General features: G+C 47.9%; 18 protein-coding genes and 1 tRNA gene. 7 read left to right on the top strand and 12 right to left on the bottom strand.

The genetic code is table 11. The annotated features are described in order from the left end of the window. Window position 1: 1 nt before the first annotated feature. Window positions 2–3,391, bottom strand: a complete 3,390-nt coding sequence (locus tag ACE5KN_RS03155; RefSeq protein ID WP_375525135.1) for a tubulin-like doman-containing protein — start codon at window positions 3,389–3,391, stop codon at window positions 2–4. Between the two features lie 59 nt (window positions 3,392–3,450). Beyond that, the gene (locus ACE5KN_RS03150) at window positions 3,451–5,241 is read right to left on the bottom strand and encodes a VWA domain-containing protein (protein WP_375525134.1); all 1,791 of its coding nucleotides are present in this window, start codon (window positions 5,239–5,241) and stop codon (window positions 3,451–3,453) included. Window positions 5,242–5,457: 216 nt separating this feature from the next. On the opposite strand from ACE5KN_RS03150, the gene ACE5KN_RS03145 reads away from it, so the two are divergent. Together ACE5KN_RS03145 and ACE5KN_RS03140 are read left to right on the top strand one after the other, a co-directional pair. Further along, window positions 5,458–5,613: a hypothetical protein gene (locus ACE5KN_RS03145; RefSeq protein ID WP_375533045.1), complete on the top strand. Its 156-nt coding sequence runs from the start codon at window positions 5,458–5,460 to the stop codon at window positions 5,611–5,613. Beyond that, on the top strand, window positions 5,610–6,539 hold the full coding sequence (locus ACE5KN_RS03140; RefSeq protein ID WP_375525132.1) for a hypothetical protein: 930 nt from the start codon (window positions 5,610–5,612) through the stop codon (window positions 6,537–6,539). Before ACE5KN_RS03145 ends, ACE5KN_RS03140 begins: the two co-directional genes overlap by 4 nt. Before the next feature lie 341 nt (window positions 6,540–6,880). On the opposite strand, the gene ACE5KN_RS03135 is transcribed toward ACE5KN_RS03140, so the two are convergent. From ACE5KN_RS03135 to ACE5KN_RS03115, 5 genes are all read right to left on the bottom strand, one after another. Further along, window positions 6,881–8,035: a copper amine oxidase N-terminal domain-containing protein gene (locus ACE5KN_RS03135; protein ID WP_375527668.1), complete on the bottom strand. Its 1,155-nt coding sequence runs from the start codon at window positions 8,033–8,035 to the stop codon at window positions 6,881–6,883. A gap of 150 nt (window positions 8,036–8,185) precedes the next feature. Further along, on the bottom strand, window positions 8,186–9,655 hold the full coding sequence (locus tag ACE5KN_RS03130; protein ID WP_375527669.1) for a glycoside hydrolase family 32 protein: 1,470 nt from the start codon (window positions 9,653–9,655) through the stop codon (window positions 8,186–8,188). Window positions 9,656–9,694: 39 nt separating this feature from the next. Further along, entirely contained in the window at window positions 9,695–11,299 is a 1,605-nt protein-coding gene (locus ACE5KN_RS03125; protein WP_375527718.1) for an ABC transporter substrate-binding protein, read from the bottom strand. A 64-nt stretch (window positions 11,300–11,363) separates the two neighbouring features. Further along, window positions 11,364–12,245, bottom strand: coding sequence for a carbohydrate ABC transporter permease (locus tag ACE5KN_RS03120; protein ID WP_375527670.1), 882 nt, complete (start codon window positions 12,243–12,245; stop codon window positions 11,364–11,366). An 18-nt stretch (window positions 12,246–12,263) separates the two neighbouring features. Next, complete coding sequence (locus ACE5KN_RS03115) at window positions 12,264–13,229, bottom strand: ABC transporter permease (RefSeq protein WP_375533031.1); 966 nt, start codon at window positions 13,227–13,229, stop codon at window positions 12,264–12,266. A gap of 425 nt (window positions 13,230–13,654) precedes the next feature. Between ACE5KN_RS03115 and ACE5KN_RS03110 the strand changes: the two genes are divergently transcribed. The 4 genes from ACE5KN_RS03110 to ACE5KN_RS03095 all read left to right on the top strand — a co-directional run bounded on the left by ACE5KN_RS03110 (window position 13,655) and on the right by ACE5KN_RS03095 (window position 17,307). Then, on the top strand, window positions 13,655–14,689 hold the full coding sequence (locus tag ACE5KN_RS03110) for a LacI family DNA-binding transcriptional regulator (protein WP_375527672.1): 1,035 nt from the start codon (window positions 13,655–13,657) through the stop codon (window positions 14,687–14,689). 50 nt (window positions 14,690–14,739) lie between these two features. Further along, the gene (locus ACE5KN_RS03105; protein WP_375527673.1) at window positions 14,740–15,504 is read left to right on the top strand and encodes a GNAT family N-acetyltransferase; all 765 of its coding nucleotides are present in this window, start codon (window positions 14,740–14,742) and stop codon (window positions 15,502–15,504) included. A 194-nt stretch (window positions 15,505–15,698) separates the two neighbouring features. Then, window positions 15,699–16,994 (top strand): Nramp family divalent metal transporter, encoded by a 1,296-nt coding sequence (locus ACE5KN_RS03100; protein WP_375527674.1) that lies wholly within the window; start codon window positions 15,699–15,701, stop codon window positions 16,992–16,994. An 82-nt stretch (window positions 16,995–17,076) separates the two neighbouring features. Further along, complete coding sequence (locus ACE5KN_RS03095; RefSeq protein ID WP_375527675.1) at window positions 17,077–17,307, top strand: SRPBCC family protein; 231 nt, start codon at window positions 17,077–17,079, stop codon at window positions 17,305–17,307. Between the two features lie 168 nt (window positions 17,308–17,475). Here the strand turns inward: ACE5KN_RS03095 and ACE5KN_RS03090 are convergent, their stop codons facing one another. From ACE5KN_RS03090 to ACE5KN_RS03070, 5 genes are all read right to left on the bottom strand, one after another. Further along, window positions 17,476–17,769 carry a DUF6509 family protein gene (locus tag ACE5KN_RS03090; protein WP_375527676.1) on the bottom strand — a complete coding sequence of 98 codons (294 nt, stop codon included), beginning with the start codon at window positions 17,767–17,769 and terminating at the stop codon, window positions 17,476–17,478. Window positions 17,770–17,792: 23 nt separating this feature from the next. Continuing rightward, the gene (locus ACE5KN_RS03085; RefSeq protein ID WP_375527677.1) at window positions 17,793–19,703 is read right to left on the bottom strand and encodes an ATP-dependent DNA helicase; all 1,911 of its coding nucleotides are present in this window, start codon (window positions 19,701–19,703) and stop codon (window positions 17,793–17,795) included. Window positions 19,704–19,818: 115 nt separating this feature from the next. Then, window positions 19,819–22,887: a right-handed parallel beta-helix repeat-containing protein gene (locus tag ACE5KN_RS03080; RefSeq protein WP_375527678.1), complete on the bottom strand. Its 3,069-nt coding sequence runs from the start codon at window positions 22,885–22,887 to the stop codon at window positions 19,819–19,821. Between the two features lie 215 nt (window positions 22,888–23,102). Then, window positions 23,103–23,175 (bottom strand) — tRNA-Lys (locus ACE5KN_RS03075). A 160-nt stretch (window positions 23,176–23,335) separates the two neighbouring features. Next, complete coding sequence (locus tag ACE5KN_RS03070) at window positions 23,336–23,521, bottom strand: hypothetical protein (RefSeq protein WP_375533030.1); 186 nt, start codon at window positions 23,519–23,521, stop codon at window positions 23,336–23,338. A 341-nt stretch (window positions 23,522–23,862) separates the two neighbouring features. Here ACE5KN_RS03070 and ACE5KN_RS03065 point away from each other — a divergent pair, with 341 nt between their 5' ends. Continuing rightward, a complete protein-coding gene (locus ACE5KN_RS03065; RefSeq protein ID WP_375527680.1) occupies window positions 23,863–24,093 on the top strand; it encodes a WGxxGxxG family protein in 231 nt (76 codons plus the stop codon). Window positions 24,094–24,133: the final 40 nt, after the last annotated feature.

Here is a 24,133-nt window from a genome sequence, read left to right as displayed (position 1 = left end):
CCTACTTCAGCCTTCTGCGGATATCGTTAAGCTTGCCCGCCATTTCTCTATAGAAGGCGTACAGCTCCTCGCCGTTTGCGAGCTCTATCCGCTCATACTGCAGCTGGTCGCGCCCTTCTGTAAATGCGGCAGCCAATTCGTCGAGCTTTGCCAGGAGAGGCGTGATATCCTCCGAGGAAGTCATATCGGCATCGCGGCGCGAAGCTTTGCGCAAAAGCACAGCTCGGTGTTTTTCATCCAAAGCGCGGAAATTGCCAAACACCTCATACTCCACATAACTGCGGCTTTTCAGCACATTGGCAAACGGCTCCCAGGCATCCTCTTCCGGATCGCGGTCATACACATACAGCGCTCCTTTTTTGGTGATAGTGCCCGTATACAATGCCTCGATGAACTGGTCCAGCCATTTCTCCTCGTCCTGGAATTTGTCCAGCACGGCGCCCAGTTCCGCCACTTTTGCCTGGATGCTTTCGCGCTTCGCCAATTCATCGCGTACAACACGTGACAGCTCAGGTGAACGAATCAGATTCTCCTGTGCCAGCTCTTCATTGATGCTGCCAAAGATGTCCTTTACGTATTCGGTCTCAAGCCCTTCGGACAGCAGCCTCTTCAGGGAATCCAACGCGCGCTTCACTTCGCCAAGGTTCGGTTTCGATTCCTGAAGGCGCATATCATAAGGGGCAAGTATGGCATTCAGGTCCAGCGGGCGTGTCTTCGCCACTTCATAACGACTGCTTGTGTTCTTGTCGTCCCCTTTCAAACGGATGATGCCTGCCGCAGATGCACGGGCAAACTCCTCCCGTACACGCGCATTGTGCTGCCGGACACGCGGGTTAACGTAAGTGTCCCCCCACGATTTTTCCGGAATCGGGGACGGCAGAAACGTCCAGTTGTTCTGGGCTGTTTGCACGAGGTGGCGTCCGATGCCTTCGCGGTCGAGAATCGTTTTTTCATAGCTTTCTTCATACACCTTGAGCGGCGTATATACGAACAGTGGCACCCCGTTGCGTGTATTCAGCCAGAAGATGCGGTTCTTGACCTCACTCTCCTTGATTGTAAAATGGGACTTGCCGACCGCATTATTCTGATAATTGCGGATTCCCTTCAGGATGCCCGGCGCCTGCACCGGAACGGATACAAAACCCCAGGAAGGGAAATACAAATTGCCGGAGCTGTTGCTCAGATGGAAGACCGGAACGGCGTCTTCATCAAGACGGCTGGCGATATGGCGCTCCACAAACTTCTCCACCGCTTCGTCCTGGCCGTATTTCATCACCAGGAAGTCTTCCATGGAGCGAGTGATGAGATCGCCGAATTTTTCGGTCAAAAAATCGGAAATGGAGCTGACGATGTCAATTTCCTGCTCTTTGACCCACTGATTGGAATGTGTAAGCAGCTCCTGGGTGAAATCGCGGATCAAATCGTCCCCGTCGCGTTTCTCCATCATCTTGGACACCACTGCCGCGATATCCGGCACACTGACCAAATTCCAGTAGTAGGTTTTGTTGCCCCGATGGTCGGTCTGCTCCTCCCCGTTAATGAGGATGTCCCCGTTCTTGGAGAAGATCGCGCTCAGGGCATTCAGAATCTCGGAATATACATTATAAATGCGGCTGTTCTCCTGATTCAGCAGATCGTACAAATCCTCGTAAAATTCGATCAGCTGCTCCGTGCGCTCCACATCGGCGCGCAGCCAATATTCATTGATTTTGGCTTCAATATAAGCATTCTTCTTCTTGTCCTTGGAGACAAAGGCGCTCTTGGCGTCACCCATTTTGTCCTCGGCCTGCTCGCGCGCGGTCTCGATATCGCGCGGAATCCGGTGCAGGCTCTCGCGCAGCGTCTCAATGTAGGACAGCAGCATTTTCAGAAGACAGAAGCCTTTCTCCGTATAAATAAGCCGGGACACATAAAACGGCCCTTGCTCCGGATGCAGGAACATGCGGCGGATTTGATCCGTGAACTGGCCCACAATTTCGCCTGGCAGCTGCTTCTTCGCCTTGATGTATTCCTCGCGGGCACGGGTCAGGAAGGTTTGCTCCAGCTCGGTGTCCATATTGACGACCTGCATTTTGATCACATTGCTATAGCTGAGCCGCTCGCTGTTCTCATAGCCGGGAAGCGGCTCGGGAACACGGGACTCGAAATTTTTGACCATGCTGTCGAGATCCACGCCCAGCTTACGCGCAAATTTCTCCACTTCCTCCTGGCCCGGGGCTTTCTCGAACATTTTCTCCATCTTGCCGAACAGACGGTAAGCGAGATATGTCGTCATTTCCTCCACCGGCAGGACAGCGGACGAAGCGCCGATGATGTTGTATTCATAGTTGGCCGGATACGCCCGGTTCATCTGCGCGATGTTGGTGCGGATATTGCTGATATAGTCATGGATGGCGAACTCTTCGCCGGACTGTTTTTCCTCGCTGGCCATGAAGTTCGTAATATTTTCCGCCGTCACGTTCATGCAGTAATCATAGGCGTTCTCCAGCAGCTTGCCTTCCGTATTCGTGGCCGAGATCAGGTGACAGAGATTAAATGGCGGCAAAGGCGAGTTCACCGTCAAAATATTTCCATACTGCTGCCTGAACCGTTCGCCGCGGCTGTCCACGTTCATCCAGTAGTCAAGCTCTTTCAAGGCGGCGTATCCGTTCTTCTTGATATATTCGCGGGTATGCTCGCTCAGGCTCTTGTTCGCCAGATTGACATCCGGCGTGAACAAATAACCGAGAATATTCACCCGGTCGATGCCTGCGGAGCCGTAATCCCGTTCAATAATGCCTCTTACGATGTATGAAATATCCAGGAACGAGCCGCTGCCCGTTCCCCCGGACAGACCGGAGAGTAGAAACACCATCAGCTTTTTGTTCGTGCCGACAGACAGTGTTTTGATCTTCTTGTCGATGCTCTGCACGACCTGATTGATCTTGGTGAACAGCAGCAGCCGTCCGGCCTGGCGCACGCCGGCAGCGCCGTTCATGCCGTCGGTAATGCTCAGCTCCGGCGACAGCCACTCTGTTATGTACGGCTCGAGAATGCTGCGGTTTTGCAGCAGACCGCCGATCTCCGCATTGGATAACAGTACGAATTCATTAATCGGATCAAGGCCGATGCCCTTGTACTTTTTGTTCCGGTCCTGCTCATTGGTTTCAAAAGCGAGAAATTCGACATTGTCCGGCTTGTCGGACTTTTTCTTGGATACCGGATCCTCCGGCAGCTTGAAACGGCGGTTGATCTGGTATTTCAGGCGCAGCAGGGCATCAATGCCCGTGCCGCCCAGACCGATGATCAAAATCGGATTGTCGATCGTGTTCACCCTGATCTTCTCACTGACGATACCGCCGCCGAGCGATACGTCCAGCTGCTGGATATGCTCTCTAACTACTGGTTTCATCCTTTTACCCCCTGAACATAATAAATGCTTGGATCAATTTTTTTATAAAGATGGATTTATCAGCTGTTGACCGACAAATACTCAAGCAAAATCGTTTTGCCTGCGCTGCCGAGGGCAATCGTCAGTCTGTCGCCGTTCTTCAGCTCGACTCCGCGCGATGCATCGATGGCTCTGCCTGATTTCTCCACCGTCAGATCGCCCGTGCTGCGCACTGTCAAACGGTCGCCGCTGCCTGGAGTAAACACAATCTTCTCCGTTCCGGTGAATTCGGGAGCCAGCTGCAGCAGCTGATGCAGGTTGAATTTGCCGCGGAAGCCGTTCAGCTTCCTGTACTGCGGGTACGATTTCTCGCCCGTATTTTCATCCCTTACCTCCACGACCATTTGTCCCACAAAACCTCTGGTCGCTTTCTTGAAATACTTCCAGATGAGAAACGCCGCAGCTAACAGTATAAGAACAATAATTCCCATCAGGACTGCCGGAAGCCATAACCCAGCCTTGCTGTTACCCGCTCCGGCCGATGCAGACGAGCTGCCAGATGCTGCCGCCCCCGCCCGGATGGTTACCGGATCGGTTTCACGGAAGAAGCTTGCGTCCTCTGCCCTTACCTTTAATTCATAATTGTGATCCTCCGGAATTTTGAAGGTGCCGCTGAAGGAACCGTTCTGATTGTCCAGCTCCATTTTGTCCGTCTTGCCTGTATCCAGATCCGTAATGTTCAGCACCGCGTTCATGCCTTCATAAAGCAAGCTGTCCTGCAGTTGCTGCCCCCCGCTTGTCAGGTAGGCATTGATGTTGATGCTGTCGCCCTTCCCGTAGTCCTGATCGGGAATCTGATTCATGGTAAGGCCCAGATCGTAGTTGAATACCAGGTTGATATCGATCTTGTCCTGGCTGACACCCTTAATTTGCAGCTTCCAGTCCCCGGCCTGCGGCTTCAGCATTTTGATGAGCGAGTAGCTTTTTGACTTCGAGAGCAAAATATCATTTGCAGGAATTTGTCGTATCTTGCCCTCTGGATCTACAAGCCGCGCATCGACAGGTTTCGAGGACATGATGGAAATATTGGCTTCCAGCACATTTTCATTCGGTACGTTCACGGTTACGTCCTGGTACTGCCCGTTCCCGGTCATGGACTTAAGCGGAACGACATTCAGGTCCAGATTGCTGGCGAAAATCTCGCTCAATATCCCGGGCAAATCGTCCGCGTTGCTGGTGATGAAGGACTTGCCGCCCGTCTCCTTGGCGATGCTCGCCAGTGACTCCTTGTTGAGCTTGCCGTCGGCATTGAGGCCGATCGTATAGATCGGGATGCCGTTCTGCTTCGCCTCCGCGACCGCCTGCTGCATATCCTGCTGTGAATCCGCTTCGGTGCGCCCTGTTTTTTCATTCAAATCGTTATTGCCGTCAGCCAGCATCACAATCATGGGAGCATGCCCGGCTTCCGCCCCGTCCTGCAGCAGATTGACCGCTTCTTTAATCCCGACGGAGGTATCCGTATATGCACCCCGGTTCAAGCCGTCAATAAATTCCTTCAGCCCGGCCTTGTCTTCCTGAGATTTTACGGTCAGCAAAGCCTTCTCCCGCTGGATGACATCCGTATAGGCTACAATTCCTACCTTATTGTCCTGTTGGGACAGCATGTCTATGAACATTTTCATGGCTTCATTGCCGATTTTGTCGGGATCGCTCGTATTCATGGAATTGCTGACATCAACCACGAGCACCGCATCCACCTGTGAAACAGAGCTTGCCGCGTCAGCCTTTAAGGGCAGCACTCCTGCCACAGCCGCCGCGAGCATGATCAGCGACAATATTCTGCATGTTATATGCCTGAATCGACTTCTCATCTCTGTACCCCTTTACCCATAGTTCTATAGTTGTACTATGCTTCTCTTAAATTTTGATGAAATGAATATGAAAATTAGCTGAAAAGTACCCTCCCTCTGTCGGATAGCCTTCTGTAAACATGCCGGCATTTTACCATTAAACAGCAGCAGTGATATAATTATAGCGCAATCAATGCCGCAAATTATGAAAAAACTGACACCATTTCATGGAAAGGAATGCATATGATCTCTTACGGATGTCTTGCCGTTTTGTTTCTTTTTGTCATGATCAAGCTGCTAAACTACTATTTTCATAGAAAAAAGGCGCCTTCGCTCGAACATATCGACACCGAGCTGCTGGCCGCTTTGAACCGCAGGAGTGAGCACTCATGAAGACCCAGAAGCAGCCTGTCCGCTTCCGTCCGTTCGTCAGAACACGTTACGCCTTTCAGAAGCTGCGCATTTGCAAACATTGCGGCCGCTTCACCGCTTTATGGGAGGATCAATGCTCATCCTGCGAAAGAAGCACGCTCATCCCCGTACAGGAGATGGCTAACCGCAAAACCTTCCGCTATTTCGGCAAAGATCTGTTCATCGGCATAGTGATCGCAGGAGCGGCCATTTATTTCAGCACCTCGACAGAGCAAACGCTGCTCGTAGCGGCAGGCTCTTTGGCGCTGCTGTTACTTCTCTGGGCAGTACAACGCAGGATCAAGCCTTTCGAGCAGAGACGGCAGCTGCGGCGGCTCTTCAAATACCGCTTCGAGGATCTTGAGGAAGGCTTGACCCGAAACCGTGCCGAAGCGGTTGCCCGCAGGCAAACCGATGAGCTGTTGTGCTACGAAATGCTGCGTGAGGTCGGCGTATTGCTCAGGGATGACCGGATGAAGCTGCAGCAGATTGCGCTGCTGCAATCCTTTGTGTTACGGCGTGATATGGATCTGATCCTGGATGCCCTGCTGCTGAAGAGCTTTGAGCCGCTGCTGGCCGAATATATTGGCGAGATCGCCAAAATCAAGCGCGAGCTGATCAAGGAGAAAACGCTCCGCTACGTCACCTTCTACGAGAACCGGATTCTGGACATGCCCGGCGGTGAGCAGATCCTGATCTCCGTTGCCAGTGCTGCCGTACGCCTGAAGAAATATGTAGTGGCACATGCCAAATTTATTTACAGATATGCCCGCAGGCTTCCTGAAGACCGCTTTCTGCGGCTGCACAAGATTGTTACGGCCAACCCGTACGAGCCGTTTGGCGATCTTGCCGATGAAGTAAAGGACATTTACCGTCTGCGTTATGACCACAGGAACGGAATTTCTTGAAGAGGTAGTTCAAAAAGTCATCTTTTGATCACGAAGGAAGTCAGGAAGCGGACTCGACATCGAATCTTGAATTCAGCCGGGCCTTCCGGTGCTCACGTACCCCTAGTACGCTCCGCTCCTCAGTCCCTATCTTCATTCAACCTTCTCGGTGCTGAAAACCTGACTTTTTGAACACACACTTGAACGAAGACCTGCATCGAAGGCCTGCGGCCTTCTAACTCTAGACGTAACGGGAATGCTTTCCCCCTGCAAATAAAATCAAAATTTTTTCAAAAAAATCAGAACGCAAAAACCGTTACAAGCTGCCATATGAGCATGTAACGGCTTTTTTACATATAAGACTATCCTTGTTCCCCAGCGGTACGGATTTCAACTGTCCGGGTTGCGGCGTTCCAGTTGATCTGCAAGCCGAACGCTTCTGCGGCGACCCTGAGCGGGATATAAACGGTGTTCTTGATATTTAATGGCTGCACTGCCGATTGCTTGCCATCCATCCATAAGCCGATTTGTCCGTCCGCTCTTTTCATTGCTGCAGCCGAATTTGTACGAATAAGAACACTTCTGGCTGCTCCGTCCCACTGCAAATCCTGCCCAACCAGCTTGGCAGCAGCTCTGACTGGAAGATAAACCGTATTTTTGTGGACCACCGGTTGAGCTGCTGGCTCGGTAAGCAATGATCCATCTAATGCAATCGAGACAGGACGCTCGGGTGAAATGGTTACTTGTTGGAAGGATGTCATACCTGGAAAATCCACTGCCATGGTAACGCTCCCCGCAGGAATTGGTTTCATCGTTCCGTCAACCGCTTTGCCGTAGGCTGGAAGGGCAAACTCGAAATCATACCGTCCGAACCGGAGTTCATCCTGATGAATCAGTAAGGATGCCCGGTTTGGGTAGTTTAAGCCATCTGCTGATTCCAGAGACGAGAACTCTCCCCCTGCCGGCGCCAGAAAAACATAAACGGATCCCGCTTCACTTGTCCCGTCACTGCCTTTCACACGCACCTTTTCATCAATCTTCATTTTTTTCGGGCTTATGGACATGCTTTCTCCTGTAACGAGCAGGCTTTGCAGCAGATCGTGGATCTCTTGATTTTGAAGAGTCTTGTACGCCCCTTCGTAAACCATTCCAACACTCTTTTCACTCTCTGGATAAAGTCCCACCCATTGACCGTTCCTCAATTCCACCCGCATATCTGTGTCAAAAAAGGATTCAAAGGGATCCAGTTCCTCTTTTACTGATGTCTTGCCTTTGCTCCACACAGTGCTCATGATCCGGCTGACTTTAGCCAATTTTTCACGGTCCTCCGGTCTTGCCGCGAACAAAGGCTGGTACATGACATCCGCATGGCTTGCACTCGTTCCCACCAGGTTGCCGGTTTGGAACATGCTCGTATCCACGGCAGCCGATTGAGCATCGGCTTCTTCCACAGATGAAAATGGAGAAATCAAACCGATTAACAATACCCCAGTCAACAAAATTTGCTTTTTAAGCATAGCGCTTCTTCCCCTCATCTACATGTCAAAGTCAAGGCACTGCCCACAACTTTAGACGACATGAAATGGAAAAAGTTTCTTTCCGCAACTCCCAAATGATATGACTCAAAATCTCTTTTGCGTTCACATATCCGTTCAAATTCCGTACAATTATGACACTGCAGATGGCGCCAACGCATACACCGACAGCGAGATCAGCTTCATATCCAACTCCCCTGCATGTACAGATATCCCTGTGGATTCCGTATCGGGGTAGATTAAATCGGTAATGACCGCCTGCCCGCCGGCTGCAAACACCTCGATAGAGGCACGATCCACAAAAAGATCGATGTCGGTCTCCTCATTAACCGCCATCAGGCTGGCTGTATGGATTCCTGCGAAATGTTCTTGGAAATCACAGCATCCCGACCTTGTACGATCGACATAGACCTTGCCTTCCTTGGCATCCACACCAGCCACGGTTTCCGAATTCTGCCCCGCTCTTACTTTAAAAGCAAAGGAGGTACCCGCTGCCGCGACGGCCTTCAGTTCAAAACTCTCAAGCTGCAGAGAGCTCAAGGCTGCATTAGCTTCTTCAATAGACACATTCGCAAGGGAAAGTACCGGAACACGGGCCTTTTCCAGTTCCTTTACGGGTCTTTGCACCAATGTCACCTTTCCTTCCCTTTCTTCCAACAGCAGCTCTCTTGGGATAGTCATCGCTCCACGGAAGCCTTCTGTCGGGGTAAGGTTTGCATACTTCCAGTTACTCATCCAGCCGATAAACAGGCGTCTTCCATCCTCTGAAGGAATATCGGACCAGCTTACACCGGCATAGTTGTCCCGGCCGCAGTCAAGCCACCGTACCGTGCGTGATTCAGCGTCGGGAACAAACGTATGGCCGTCAAAATCTCCTGTAAAATACTGCGTTCTTGAACCTTCAATAAATGCGGGATTGTCGCCGATGCTGACCAGCATGACCCATTTTTGCCTCGCCGGATCCCCGTTAACCTGCAGAGGGAACAAATCGGGACATTCCCATACGCCTTCATGAAAACCTATGCCGGTTCCAAATTCGCTGCCCAATGTCCATTCCTTTAAATCCGGGGAATGATACAGGCATACCTTCTGTCCGCATGCTATGATCATGGTCCAGCAGCTTGCGGTCTCATTCCAGAACACCTTGGGATCACGGAAATCGATAAAAGAATCATGCTTCAGGACCGGATTTCCTTCATACTTGATCCAACTCCTCCCTTTATCCTTGCTGTAAGCAAGACTCTGGGTTTGCACGGGATGTTCGCCCACGGCATCAAGATGATGAGTGAATATGGCTACAAGGCCAGGTCCATCATCGAAAAAGCCCGTTGTATTATGCCAGTCAACTACCGCGCTTCCCGAAAAAATCATGCCATTCTCATCAGGCACGAGCGCGATGTTAAGCTCTTCCCAGGTGACCAGATCTTTGCTTACAGCATGGCCCCAGTGCATGGGTCCCCACGTCATTCCATGCGGATGATGCTGAAAAAAAAGATGATATTCGCCTGCAAAATAAACCATTCCGTTGGGATCATTCATCCACATTTCTTTGGGGGAAAAATGATACACCCCTCTATAATTTTGTTTCATAGCCGTCGGCATGCTGTCCTCTCCTTATCCATTAACACGGTGGTATCCCGCTTATTTTTGTATCGCCCTGTCATAGGAGGCCTGCTTGATTTCCAGCCATTCCTGAAGTCCCAGCCGGTCGAGCTCCTGCAGATATTCATCCCACTGCTGATCAACCGCCCCGTTTTGATACCACTCTGTCCGCATTCTCAGAACATAGGCGAACAAATCCGTCTCAATCGTGGTCAGGCGTTCAAGCTCATCAATAGAATTGAAAACATTGGGCATAATTTGGTTTGACTTCATATACGGCGCCATAATATCCCTGACAATCTGCAGTTTTTCTTTGGCATCATCCGGCAAGGTTGTATATTTGCCGTAATAGCTGTCAAGTATCGCCAGCGGTCCCCCGATGCTCGTTTTTTCCCGCAATTCGACCGGTGCGATTCCGTTCAGCGGCAAATGCTTGAGCATGTTTTTCCCCTGATCAAACTCAAAGATGTTGGGCTGGTTTTCATCCCCGTAAGTCCCCCAGTTGTTTTGCACCGATTGAAGCGGGTCATACAGCTGATCCACCCATTTCGCCGTCGCCTCCAGATTCTGGTTGGCGCTGGTAATCACCATTTTGCCGCGATGGAAACCGAGAGCGTTGGTCTGGGTTACGTTAATTTCTCCGTCTGGGCCTGCCAGAGGCGGCATCACTTCATAGCTGTCATTGGCTCCTGTAATATTCTTTTTATCCCATGAAAAATACAGGCCGTATTTCTGATCCTTCCCTTTGGCAAGATAGGTGCTCCAGTCCTGTGTATACGCCTCCACGTCAATGAGTCCTTCTTTATAAAGCTCATGAACGAACTTTACGGCTTCTTTATATCCCTCGTCGGCAGGGGCAAATACAACCTTGCCTTCGTTCGTCACGACAGCATGATCGGGATTCTCTCCAAGACCAAATGATGCGAACAGGAAAACCAAATCCTCCGCTCCGGGTTTGTTGATAAAGGACAGCGGAATTTCATCCGCCTGGCCGTTTCCGTTCGGGTCCTGCGTTTTAAAAGCAATCAGAACCTGCTTTAATTCCGCGGTCGTTTTCGGCATCTCGAGCCCCAATTTGTTTAACCACTCCACATTGATCCATGGCACGGCGTCAACGGCCTGGATACGCTCTTTCCCGGTTCCAAGCTCTTCAATCCAGGGAAAAGCATAAATGTTGCCATCCGGCGCCGTAATCATCGCTCTGTACTCCGGCGCTTCCTCCAGCACCTTTTTAAAATTCGGCATATACTGCTCTATCAAATCGTTCAGCGGAATAATGGCTCCGTCCTTGGCCAGCTTCAGCAGCTCATAATCGCCATAGTCAGCATTGAAAATGGCATCCGGAAGGTCGCCGCTGGCTACTGCCAGGTTTCTTTTTTCCACAAATACGTCTTTGGTGAAATTTTTCCAATTAATGTGGACGTTCGTTTTTTCCTCCAGCCTTTTATTAATCAACTTTTCATTCGGATCCGAAGGGGCAAGCGGTGAGCTTTGTGTTATAAAGTTCAGAGTTACTTTCCCGTTCGGATCCTGCTTTTCACTGGCGGAGCCGCCGTTTCCTCCGCCGCTGCAGGCGGAGAGCAAAAGTACGGATACCAGCAGCGAAATAAATACAGGCTTGCGGACAAATTCTGTTTTTTTCATTTTGTTCATCATGTTTACCTCCCGTAACTAACTATGTTCAGGAAAACTGCGGAGCGCCTGGCTTCTACTTAAGAGACCCAACCATGACACCTTTTTCGAAATACTTTTGAAAGAATGGATACATCACAACCAGTGGAATACTTGAAACTACGATCGCTGCGTATTTGATAACCTCTGACAAACGCTTCATTTCCGCCATGGCCTGCTGGTCACTGATCATACTTGGATCCACCTGATTCTGTATGAGAATGGAACGGAGCACGAGCTGCAAAGGGTGCAGGTTCGGATTATCCAAATAAATCATGGCATCAAAATAAGAGTTCCATTGGCCCACAAAAGCATACAAGGCAAGGACGAAAATAATCGGTTTCGAAAGCGGCAGGACAACTCGGAAAAAGATGATGCTTTCGGAAGCACCGTCTACGTCGGCCGCCTCTTTTAATTCCTTGGGAATTCCTTTAAAAAAGGTACGGGACAAAATGATATTCCAAACATTTACGGCTCCGGGAATAATGACGGCCCAAACGGTGTCGATCAAACCAAGATTTTTGACCAGGAGGTATGTGGGGACAAGTCCTCCGCCAAAGAAGAGAGTAATCAGAAACAGAGTCATAAAAAAACCTTTGCCCTTCAGGCGATCATCCGACAAGGCATATCCGGCAAAGGCGGAAACTGTCACAGTGATCATTGCAAAGGAAATGGAGTATAGAATCGAATTTCCAAATCCCCGTATCATGGCCGGGTTGGAGAGAATTTTCTCATATCCGTCCAAAGTCCAATCCGAGATACGGAACGACAACCCCCGGCTTAGCAATACAGATGGATCCATAAAGGAAGCAACCACGATGTACAGCAGCGGAAGAATGACAACAAGCACGGCCAATGTCAAAAAAATGGAATTCAGCACAAGCAGGAAGCGGTCCAGCCCGGAGTGTTTGATGGACATTGTATTTCTCTCCTTTCCTTAATAGAGGCCTTCGCCTTCGTTCATCTTTTTGACGATAAAATTTACAGTTACGAGCAGCACAACATTGATGACCGCATTGAATAATCCAACCGCGGAAGAATAGGCGTAATCGCCGGCTTGCAGACCTATCTTGTAAACATAAGTCGGGATGATTTCCGAGGTCGGCAAATTCATGGCCGTCTGCATGAGATATGCTTTCTCAAAACCGATAGACATGATTCCGCCCGCCGCAAGTATAAAGACAATGGCCATGATCGGCCGAATGGTTGGCAGATCAATGTGGCGGATGCGCTGCATCAGGTTGGCACCGTCCAAATTCGCCGCATCATGCAGCTCCGGATCTACATTTGCCAAAGCGGCTACATAAATAATGGATGACCACCCCGCCCCTGTCCAAATATCGGATAGAATATAGATCCACCTGAAATATTCGGGCCGTGACATGAACATCATGGGCTCTCCAGTAAACCAGGAAATAAATTGATTGACCGGTCCGGTCGGCGACAGAAAGATAAAAAGCATACCGACGATGACCACAACAGATATGAAATTCGGGGCATAGAGGAATAATTGGATGTTTTTCTTGATTCCCGCCTTGCGTACCTGATTGAGCATGAGGGCCAACAAGATGGGTACAGGAAAACTGAGGATGAGTCCGTACAAGCTTAATTTAAGCGTATTCATAAAAATCACTTCGAAATTTGGGGAAGACAAAAATTTCGCAAAATGCTTAAAGCCAACCCATTCACTACCTGCAATGCCTTTAATGGGACTGAAATCCTTGAACGCAATAACGGCCCCATACATAGGACCATACTTGAATATAAGGGTCAACAACAAAGACGGTGTCAGCAGCAGGTAGAGGAAATAATGCTTCCTCAGGTATTCTTTAACAGACTGCCTTCGAATATTGGCGATCCCCTCTTTTCCTTTTGCCACCCTAATCAAGTTTTGCAATTTCATTGCCTCCGATCATCCGTGAAGTTTGCACCTGCCAACAGAAAAGGCTTTCATTTTCAAATTTTGTATCCTTTCTGCATTTACAATTTACCAAACACATCTTACGGGGTCAATACATTTTGCGAAAATATATATGCACATATGTAAAATAATAATATTAATATAGTTTACAAATGTAACTTTTACGCAGACTTAGTTTATATTCGTTTTATATTTTTTCGTTTTCCAGTAGTTTTTTAACGAAAAATCAAATTTAGTAGACTTGTTTTCGTAAATGATTTTCACTATTTGTAAACACATTTTTGTTCATTTGTAACCACGTTATTGCTATTCTAAATAAATTACTATACATTTGAACTATGCAGCAAAGATAATCAATCTTTCAAATAGATGCTCGGCAGAACATTAATCATAGAGGTGACACATTAGTGAGAGAAAAAGTAACGATTCAGGATATAGCCAATGCTTTGGGCATTTCGCGCAACACTGCTTCCAAGGCTCTTAACGGGAATGAAAAAATTCCGGAAGCCACCCGAAATAAAGTGATAAAAAAAGCGATTGAGTTAAAATACAAGCAGTTCGCATTTATGGAAAGCGAGCCTTTGTTGGCTAAACGCTCGGGGAATATTGCCCTGCTCACAGAGAATTTCCCCAATATGTACCACTTTGGCTCCATTCTCATTAGCGGTCTTGAGAAAAGAATCAGTGCCGAGGGATTTAACTTGTCCATTCATTTTGTCAGGGATATTGAGCGGAAATCATTATCTTTACCGAATAATTTTGATCCATCCAATGTGGACGGGATCATATGTATCGAACTCTTTGATTTAGAGTACAGCAAGCTCATTACAGGCCTGAACATCCCTACCATCTTTATTGATTGCTCCGCTCAAGTCTGCTATTCCGAGTTTGGAGCCGATGTTCTGCTGATGGAGAATGAGCACAGCACCTACCAGCTTGCCAAAAAGCTGATCAACAACGGTTACAGAAGTTTGGGATTTATCGGTGACTACAATCACTGCCGCAGCTTTAATGAAAGATGGGTGGGCTTTAATCGGGCGCTAACCGAGGCGGGGATTCCACTGAACCTCTCCCAGTGTATTTTGGATGAAGATCGTTTTTTCTTTCAACAGGGATGGATGGAAGAAAGGCTGCAAAAAATGACAGAACTCCCTGTGGCATTTGTTTGTGCAAACGATGCCATTGCGGTGGGAGCCATGAAAGCGCTGAAGAATTGTAAAATTTCGATCCCCGACGATATTGTAATTTGCGGTTTTGACAACAGCCCTGAATCCGAAATTGTTGAGCCTCCATTGACAACCGTCTGGATTTACAGCAATGAAATGGGAATCAAAGCGGCCGAAATGCTGTTATCCCGTATTCAAGATCCGAATCAGCCTTATCAGGTCTCACATGTTTACACCAAACCAATCTACCGGGAATCCACTGCGCATCTCAAATAATTCATAATAAAGATGAATTATTATGAAATCCATATAGGGGTGTATTTTAGATGAGCTATATCCAAATCACAAAAGAAAATATCGATACTGAGCACATTTGCTGTGCCCTCGGGGCAAAGCAGTACGAGCGGGCCGTAAATGAAAAAAAGAATTGGCTGAGTGAACGGATGAACGAAGGATTGGTTTTTTACCGTTTGGACGAACGGGCCAAGGTTTTTATTGAATATTTGCCGGCTGAGATGGCCTGGCTTCCCATTAAGGCCCCCAATTATATGTATATTAATTGCTTATGGGTTTCCGGAAGGCATAAAAATAATGATCATGCGAGACAACTGCTCAATTATTGCAAGCAGGACGCCATTCAACGCGGAATGGATGGATTGGTACATATCGTCGGAACAAAAAAATACCCTTATTTAAGCGATAAACGTTTTTTCGAGCACATGGATTTTAAGCCGGTAGATCAGGCAGAGCCCTATTTTCAATTAATGGCATTAAAGTGGAACGCCGATGCTCCCCTTCCTTTCTTTAACAAAAAGAACAAGATCATTCACTCTGACAAAGGTATCTCGATTTTTTATACTGTTCAATGCCCTTTTGCTGTCGGCGTATTGGAAGAACTGCGAGCGATAGCGTTACACAGACAGGTGCCCTTTTGTGCCCATCGAATTACCAGCCGAAAAGAAGCACAAAACGCCCCGGTTATCTGGACGACATTTGGTTTTTTTTATAATGGAAAATTTATAACACATGAAATTCCTAGTCCAAACAAATTTGAAAAATTGCTGGCCGAGCTTGTGACCGGGAATGGATGAATTAGCAAAAGCAATATTGTTTTAAAAAAATAAAATAGGTATTGCCTAAAACGTGGATTAGGGAATATAATTTGCACAGAGGCAAAATTATTTGGACGGTGCATTTTTTTAAAATGAAATTTGCCCTAAGGAAACATCTGTGCTTAAGGTGAAAATAATATATTAGATTATGATCTTCAAAGGTGGGATAAACTATGAGAGAAAATGTCGCTGTACAACAGCAGTCTTCTGCCAATCATGCAACTGTTCAATCTGCACATGCTGCTTTAAGCGGCAAAACTCAGGGATTAAAAAGATTATTGCCGTTCCTCGGACCTGCCTTTATTGCGGCCATTGCTTACATTGATCCGGGAAACTTCGCAACCAATATCGCCGGAGGTTCAAAGTACGGTTATTTGCTCCTGTGGGTCGTGCTGCTTTCCAATTTGATGGCGATTTTGATTCAGTCCATGTCAGCCAAATTAGGAATTGCAACCGGCAAAAACCTGCCTGAGGTCGCTCGTGAACGGTTTCCGAAGAAAGTTTCATTTGGACTCTGGATCCAGGCTGAGCTGGTCGTTATGGCTACAGACCTTGCAGAGTTTATTGGTGCGTCTTTAGGATTGTACTTGCTGTTCGGTATTCCGATGCTTCCTGCAGCATTAATTGCTGCTGTAGGATCCTTCGCTATCCTGGAGCTGCAGCGGCGGGGATTCCGTTCGCTTGAAGCGGGCATCACCGGCATGCTGTTTATCGTTGTGCTGGGCTTTGTTGCCCAAATCTTTTTTGCCAAACCGGAAATTGCTCCAGTCCTGCATGGTTTGTTCGTGCCTCAATTTCAGGGGGTGGATAGCATCCTGCTTGCTGCAGGTATTCTTGGTGCAACTGTCATGCCACATGCGATCTATCTGCACTCCGCGCTGACACAGCGCAGAATCGTGGGCAAAACGGAAGCGGATCGGCGTAAAATTTTCCGTTTTGAATTTATTGATATCCTGATCGCCATGTTTATTGCCGGAGCCATTAATGCCAGCATGCTCATTGTGTCTGCCGCATTGTTCTTCAAAAATGGGTTAAACGTGGAAGATCTTGATGTAGCATTCCAGGGGTTCAATCATTTGGTAGGACCTGTGTCGGCGATACTGTTCGGAGTGAGCCTGCTGATTTCCGGTTTATCCAGTTCATCGGTAGGTACCATGTCAGGTGATATCATTATGCAGGGATTTATTAAAAGACGTATTCCTCTGTACCTGAGACGCTTCATTACCATGATACCGCCGCTGGTCATCATTGCGTTTGGCGTCAACCCAACCTATGCACTGGTGATGAGCCAGGTTGTACTGTCATTCGGGATTGCATTTGCACTAATTCCTTTGATTATGTTTACAAGCAATCGTCAATTGATGGGCAGCCTGGTGAACCGGCGTATCACCACTATTATTGGCTGGTGCGTGGCCGTGTTGATCATCGCGCTGAACCTGTTTCTGCTGTATCAGACGTTTTTCGGATAGGAAGAAAACGCCTGTCTTCTGAAATTTCTAATTTGACAAAAAAGGTTGAGAACGGGATCAAATCCCCCCTGTTCTCAACCTTTTGTACTTCATACCTGACATCCTGCGCCGGGAGTTAAGCGACGATGGAGAAAGAACTGTTCTTGTCCTGTATCATCGTTTTGCGGATTGGAAACAGGCACCATCCTACGCGTCGGGCTGGCATTTATGCCTGGATGGGCTTATCGGGCTATTGGCCGGCAAAAAAATGCCATGCCTGAAGGCTTATATGGAATTCAGCATCACGACATTGAGGGCAGCTTTAGTGAAGTAGGGCCTCCCCATGGCGACATTTGGATCGGCTTGTTCCATATTCCTTTCAATAGAAGGGGCATTCCCTAAGCCATTTTCAATGACTATGGGAATGCCCCGTTTTTTTTTAATTTCCCCGTATTCTATGGGAATGCTTGATTCAAAAACAATGCTGAACTGTTAATCCGCTTTACACCTCGGCTTCCGCCAAATGCTCACGACAGAATGCGTCCACTTCCGCCAGTTCATCCTCTTCAAGATCAAATTCCAGATAACGGTCCGTGGATCGCTCGTACAGCTCATACTTCACAATGCGGCTTTTCTCCTCTTCCACACTGTAAATCACTCTTAGATACACACCTTGTTCGCTGTACAACTCGTCGTCTTCGTCAATCTCAAGATCGAGATTATATTCATACCGTGTACCTGCAATGATGCCAAACGGATCTTTCACTTTTTCCACTGAAAATGATGTAATCTCCACTCTTATCCTCCTCTCTAGTCGGTCTAGGGCAGAATCTTGCTGACCTGCTCTCTAACCCGTTCCTGCTTTAATTCAGCTCCCATAATCGACACCGTACCTTTGTCTTCACGGGAACGGATCAAGCGGCCGATTCCCTGGCGCAGCCGCAGCAGCATATACGGCATATCCACTTCCGCCAAAGCGTCCTGCGCATCCGCCCGGCGTGACTCAAATAACGGGTCATTAGGCGGAAACGGCAGCGACCAAATGATAACGTGCGACAAGGAGGGGCCCGGAATGTCCAGCCCTTCCCACAGTGTCACAGCACAGAGAACACTGTCTTCATCGTTCTGAAACAAGGAGATCAGATGGCTGATTTCAGCCTCTCCCTCGTACAGAAAACGGAACTGCTCAAAGCCAGTTGTCTGCACGGCGTCCCTTTTGAACCGCTCCAGTTCGTCCTGGGACGGAAAGAGAATTAACGCTTTCCCGCCGCTGTCCTGGAGAAATTTCAGCACATGCTTTATTTTGTCGCCCGGTTCCTCTACAGGGTACAAGACGCTCTTCATCTGCTCGGCATAATCATAAGGCGACGCAACAGAGAAGGACAGGTAGTCGTCAATTCCCAATATTTCTGCCATGTAATCGAATGAACCCTGTACCGACAAGGTTGCCGAGGAGAACACGACCGGCATTTGCTTGGCAAATACGCGCTCCCGCATAATTTCCTTAACACCCTTCGGCATGATCACGAGTGTCAATTCGTCCCCGTCTTCCCTGACCCAGGAAATAAGCTTGTCCGGCTGGCGGAACAATGCCAAAGCCCTTTGCATCATATCCAGATGCTCTTCCACGATCTTGAGCTGATAGTCGTCAATGGTAAACAAACCGCCCTCATACACCAGCTCCTCCTCAATCGTGGACAGCAGCTCGCCAAAACGGCTGATTTCACGCAGCAGCTGGCCGCTCACCTCAAACCTTCTCCGGTTTGAGCCCGGGACAGGCTGGCTCATTTGTTCGAGCAGCAGGAACACCTTATCGCTCTGCATGATTGATTCCTCAATCGTCACCGCCAGGGATTCGCGGACTTCACCCTCCAGCAAGCGGACGATAATGCTTTCATACAAAGAGTGCTTCAGTTGATAAGTCAGCGCATTCTGCGCTGCCGTCTCCAGCAGATGCCCTTCGTCAAATACGACGGAGCTATGCTCCGGCAGCAGCGGCAGCTGTCCTTCCCGCTTTCTGGACTCGTACGTCCAGATATGCTCCATATAGAAATCGTGCGAGCAGATAATGAGATCCGCAGCCCGGCGATAGTAATCCCGGGAAATGGTCTGCCCGCAGCGATGGCGCTGGTTACACACGAGACAGTCCTGAAACACGTCCCAGCCCACCTTATTCCACTGTCCGTCGGATAGCTGAGGATAATCCTTGCGGTTGCCATACGGATGGAAGGACTGCATGGTATCCGGAAAATGAACGAATTCCGGCAGCCCTTCGTAGATTTCGCGGTATAGATCCGCTTCTTCCAAGCCTGTCCGCGCATCATCCAGTTTATTCAAGCAGATATACTGATCCTGGGACTTGCCCATGCGTGCATCAATGGTCAGCTCCAGATGACGGGCCAGCTTGGCGATATCGCCTTCAGGCTTGACCAGCTGCTCGATCAAGGATTCATCGGCGCAGGCGATGATGGCCGGCTTTCGTGTGTAACGGGCATATGCGATGGCATAGAGCAGGTAGACGAGCGTCTTGCCTGTACCTACACCCGCTTCGGCAAAAATCGTTTTTTTCTCGGTATACGCCCGCTCCAGCTGGAACGCCATATAAATCTGCTCATCCCGGACCTCAAATCCGGCCTCGGGCAGTATTTCATAGAACACGTCAGCAATCCAATCCGCAGCCTGCTGTATAAACGGCCGCGAAGGATCAAAGGTAAATGGATAAGTTGTCAATTACGGCTGTGCCTCCACATCTTTCTAAAAGTCCATCCTTTGATTATACCTTAGATATGCGGTTAAAATCACGTTTTATTTGCAAAGCTTCATTAGAGCGCAAAGAACCCCCTGCCTATAAGGCCGGGGGAAAAATCAGGTTCAAGTCTTCTGCCTGGATCGTTTGCCTGATCTCTTGCGTGCGCTGTTCTTTTGGCATCTTCGCGACCCGATAATCAATGTTGCTTATCATTTCGTTTACCATATTTCTTGCATAGCCTGCGTTGCCAAAGGATTGATCACGCTGGGCATATGCTTCTTCGTAACAGCCGAAAAGTACACTCCGCGCCCCGTCACTCAGCCTGTAGCCTCTATCGCTGAGCATCAATTCACTGATCTTCAGCAGCTCTGACGGTGTGTAGTCTTCAAATTCCAGCACACGGTTAAAACGTCTGCTTAATCCGGGATTACTGTCGAGGAACTGCTCCATATGTTCTTTATAACCTGCCGCCAAAACGATAAACTCACCGCGGTCATCCTCCATTCGCTTCAGAAGCACTTCGATGACGGTATGTCCCGGATCCTGCGGGCCGTATTGGGTAAGCTGATACGCTTCATCTATAAACAGCGTTCCGCCCATCGCCCTGTCAATATATTCGGAGATGAGTCTTTCGCTTTCCCCCGGGTATGGACTCACCAGATTTTCACGCTTCACCTCAACTAAATCCCCGCGCTCCAAAATTCCCAAGGCCTCATAAATCTGCGCGATAATACGCGCTATTTCCGTCTTCCCTGTACCCGGGTTGCCGACCAAAAGTGTATGCGGCGAAAGCTCCGAGACATCCCGTCCCTCTTCCCTGTAATACCGGACCAAGGTAATCAGCTTCTCAATCTCCGCTTTAATACGGGATATACCAACCATTCGATTGAGCTGCTGTAAAGCTTCAGCCAAATGCTCCTCGTTAATTGGCAAAAGATATGCCGGGGCCTCTTCTTGCGGAAGCACGGCCTTTACGTCCTCCGGAGATAAGGTTAGTATCAGCTCTTTGGTCCACTGTTCCTTTGGAATCTGCATACACCGCTGAGCCTGCGCCTGCATCATGCCGTCAATATAGTTGCGGACAGTGCGGGCATTGGCAAAGAACTTATCCCTTTTGCGCCATAAAAACGTAAATTGCTTATGCAACAGTCGCTCTGCCTCCGGCGACAGTTGACGGTTTTGGTCCTTCGCCATTTTTTGCGCAATCCGGGCCAGCTCGTCCGGTGTATAATCCTTCAGGTGAAAATATTGGGTAAAACGGCTTTTCAGCCCCGGGTTCGATTCAGTAAACCTTTCCATCTCTCCCTCATAACCTGCCACGACAACCATGAATTCCCCTCTGCGATTTTCCATTTCCTCCAATATCACCGCAACGGCTTCCGGGCCGAAATCCCGATCCAGCCCTTTATTTGTAAGCTCATAGGCCTCATCAATGAAGAGCACACCGCCGATCGCTTCCTCGATCTTTTTCTTTGTTTTTGGGGCAGTAGTCCCTATGTATTCTCCGACCAGTTTTTCACGATTTACCTGCACCAGATGTCCGGAGGACAGCAGCCCCATCGCTTTGTAGATTTGCCCCAGCATCCGTGCAACGGTCGTCTTGCCTGTTCCCGGGTTTCCATATAATACAGTATGGGACACAGCGCTTTTGGCATCTGTGCCAGCAATTCCGAAGCTTGCCAGCTCTTTGTTGAATTTAGTGAATTCAACGATTTTGGCGATTTGTTCTTTTACATTGTCCAATCCTATTAAGGAGTTTAATTCTTCCAAAATGGCCGACAAATCAGCCGAAACTGCCTGCTCATTTGGTGATTTGCTCGGAGTAGTACTTTCAGTTATTTTATTTTCTGATGAATCCAGTACTTCAAGTAATCCTTCCTCTGAAATAATCGGCGTCTCTGTATCATAAATATCACAATTTGCGAGCCTGCCCCGTCCATTGTTAAGAACCCATACGCCACAGGTTGTACTGTTGTATATTTTGCAGCCTTTAATCTGTGGGTTCCCTTCATTTTCAATAATAATATTGGGCGAATTACAATCATAAATCTCGCAGTTTTCGAACAGGCCCAATCCCCGATCATCTATCCAAATATTACAATCTTCAGAATCGTAAATGATACAGTCCCGGAAAACCGGATTTCCTCCCCCGAAAATGGCGACATTATGATACTCACGGCCGTTGCTGTAAATCTCGCAATTTTCAAAAGTACCGTAACCTTCTTCGTCTACCTCAACACCATTTTCCTCACTATTATAAATTTTGGAATTCCTTATGGTCGGCTCAGCTTCAGTTTCGATCATGATGTTAGATGAGCGGTTACCATAAATATCACAGTGGTCAAAGGTACCCCAGCCGCCATAGCTGTATACTCCATGCTCGTTACTGTTATAAATATTGCAATATGTGAATTCCGGGTCCCCTTCGTCCTCAATCAATACATTACTGCATCTATTGTCATATATATCGCAATTAGTGAAGGTGCCAAGGGCCTTATTGGACACACAGACCCCATATTCCCCGCTGGCGTATATTTTGCAGCCGATTATTTCAGGATCACTTTCGTTTGAAATATGTATGTTAGCTAGGCGGTTGCCGTAAATATGACAATTTTCAAATACCCCCGTACCCCCGGAGTCGAACATAATTCCGTTTTGCTGATTATTATAAATTTCACAGTCGATGACCGTTATATTCCCAAAAATTTGAACATATATCCCATGACCTGCCGAATTATAAATTTTGCAATGCTGAATCGTTGGCTGACTGCCTTCGCTCATGACATGTATACCGTTGCCGTGGGCTGAAATAATGGTGCAGTTCTCAATAAGAACAGAGCCTTCTCCCAGATCTACGGCCGAATAATAGAAATCCTTTTCAATGCTTTTGCCCTTTTGCAGTATCGTTAACCCACTTATTCGGACATGATCAGCAAACACATCTATAGTTGTATCTTCATTCATTGTATTTCCCGAAATCACAACGTCTTCAGGGCGTCCCTTGCCAATCAGTTCAAGCGGCTTATTGATAAATAAATTTTCTTCATAAACTCCAGGCTCAATATAAATTACCGTTCCAGGGGAAGCTGCTGCAATCGCATCGCCAATCGTTTTAAATCTGGAAAAAAAGCCTTTGGAAACGGTAATTTCCCTTTTTCGTGACATAGTACATGCTCCTTCGTCCCATTACTTCGTTAATTTTAATATCGGCATTAAGATTATGATGCTTGAATTTAGTATATTTGGACATTAAACAGGTTTGCAATCCAATTCATTTTTAAAAAAATGACCGCCCTCCGGTAAAACCGGAGGGCGGTCGCAGTTTGAATCTGATGACGTCCGTTAGGACAATGTATCAGCTTTTTAGAACTTACTAATGATGGATTGTCAGGGACTCGAACCCTGGACCGCCTGATTAAGAGTCAGATGCTCTACCAACTGAGCTAACAATCCATGATCTTCTTGACTCCTATTACTTTACTCCTTTTACTTACAAAAATCAAGTCGAAATTTAATTTAACGATAATTTTCCACTTGGAGGCAATTAAAACAACAGGGAGATTAGCAATCAGCCCTGCTGTTTTTGGTTCTGATCACTCGCACATTAAGCCTATCACATCCGGTTACTTTTTTCCGCTATGTAGAGATCCAGCGCTTTGATCCCCCTTCTTGCCAGCTTGATAAACAGCACCAACACATAAATGCCTACTCCAAAAAGGATCAAGTACAGCAAAATAGGAATGAGCGTTAAAAAAGTAATGTAATCCATAATCACGACTCCTCCAAAATTTAATTCCATCCGTACGACGAAAACCAGGTTCCCTCCCCGTATTGATCCCAGGCCATCCGTACATAAGGTATCATATTGTCGGGGAAATGATCGGTTCGGAACCATCTCATATCATCACACTTATGCGGTTCAGCATTCGTAATTTCTCCAGACCACCGGTTTGTAGCGAAGAAAAAATCTATTCGCTCTTGCTCCGATTTAATATGCATAACTCCGACCATGCTCAGTTTCCTGAATTAATTATAAACATTTTCCATTCGTGTAGGAAAGAAATGTATAATTTCTGCCGCATAGCGGAGAATAATCCGGGAATACCCCAACGATTTTACTACAAAAGGAGATTGATGATTTTGTTCAAAAAAATGCTGCTTACAAGCTTTAGCTTCCTGCTGGCGTTCCTTCTTATCTCGGCCGCAGCAACCGCTGCCGGGACGGAAGAGCACACTTTTGCTGCAGACGCAAATACACGCGTTGCTGGAAACAATGATAATCGTATGGACTGGGGCTGGATCGGTCTGGCCGGACTGCTGGGATTGGTTGGTTTAAGAAACAGAAGCGACAATACGAGCAGAAACCGCTAAAGCCAATATAGACGAATTAAAACAAGGTCGCATTCGCACA

Origin of the sequence: Paenibacillus terreus, from assembly GCF_042138595.1 — a bacterium.
GTDB classification, from domain to species: domain Bacteria; phylum Bacillota; class Bacilli; order Paenibacillales; family Paenibacillaceae; genus Paenibacillus; species Paenibacillus terreus.
This window is presented reverse-complemented; position numbering and strand designations above follow the sequence as displayed.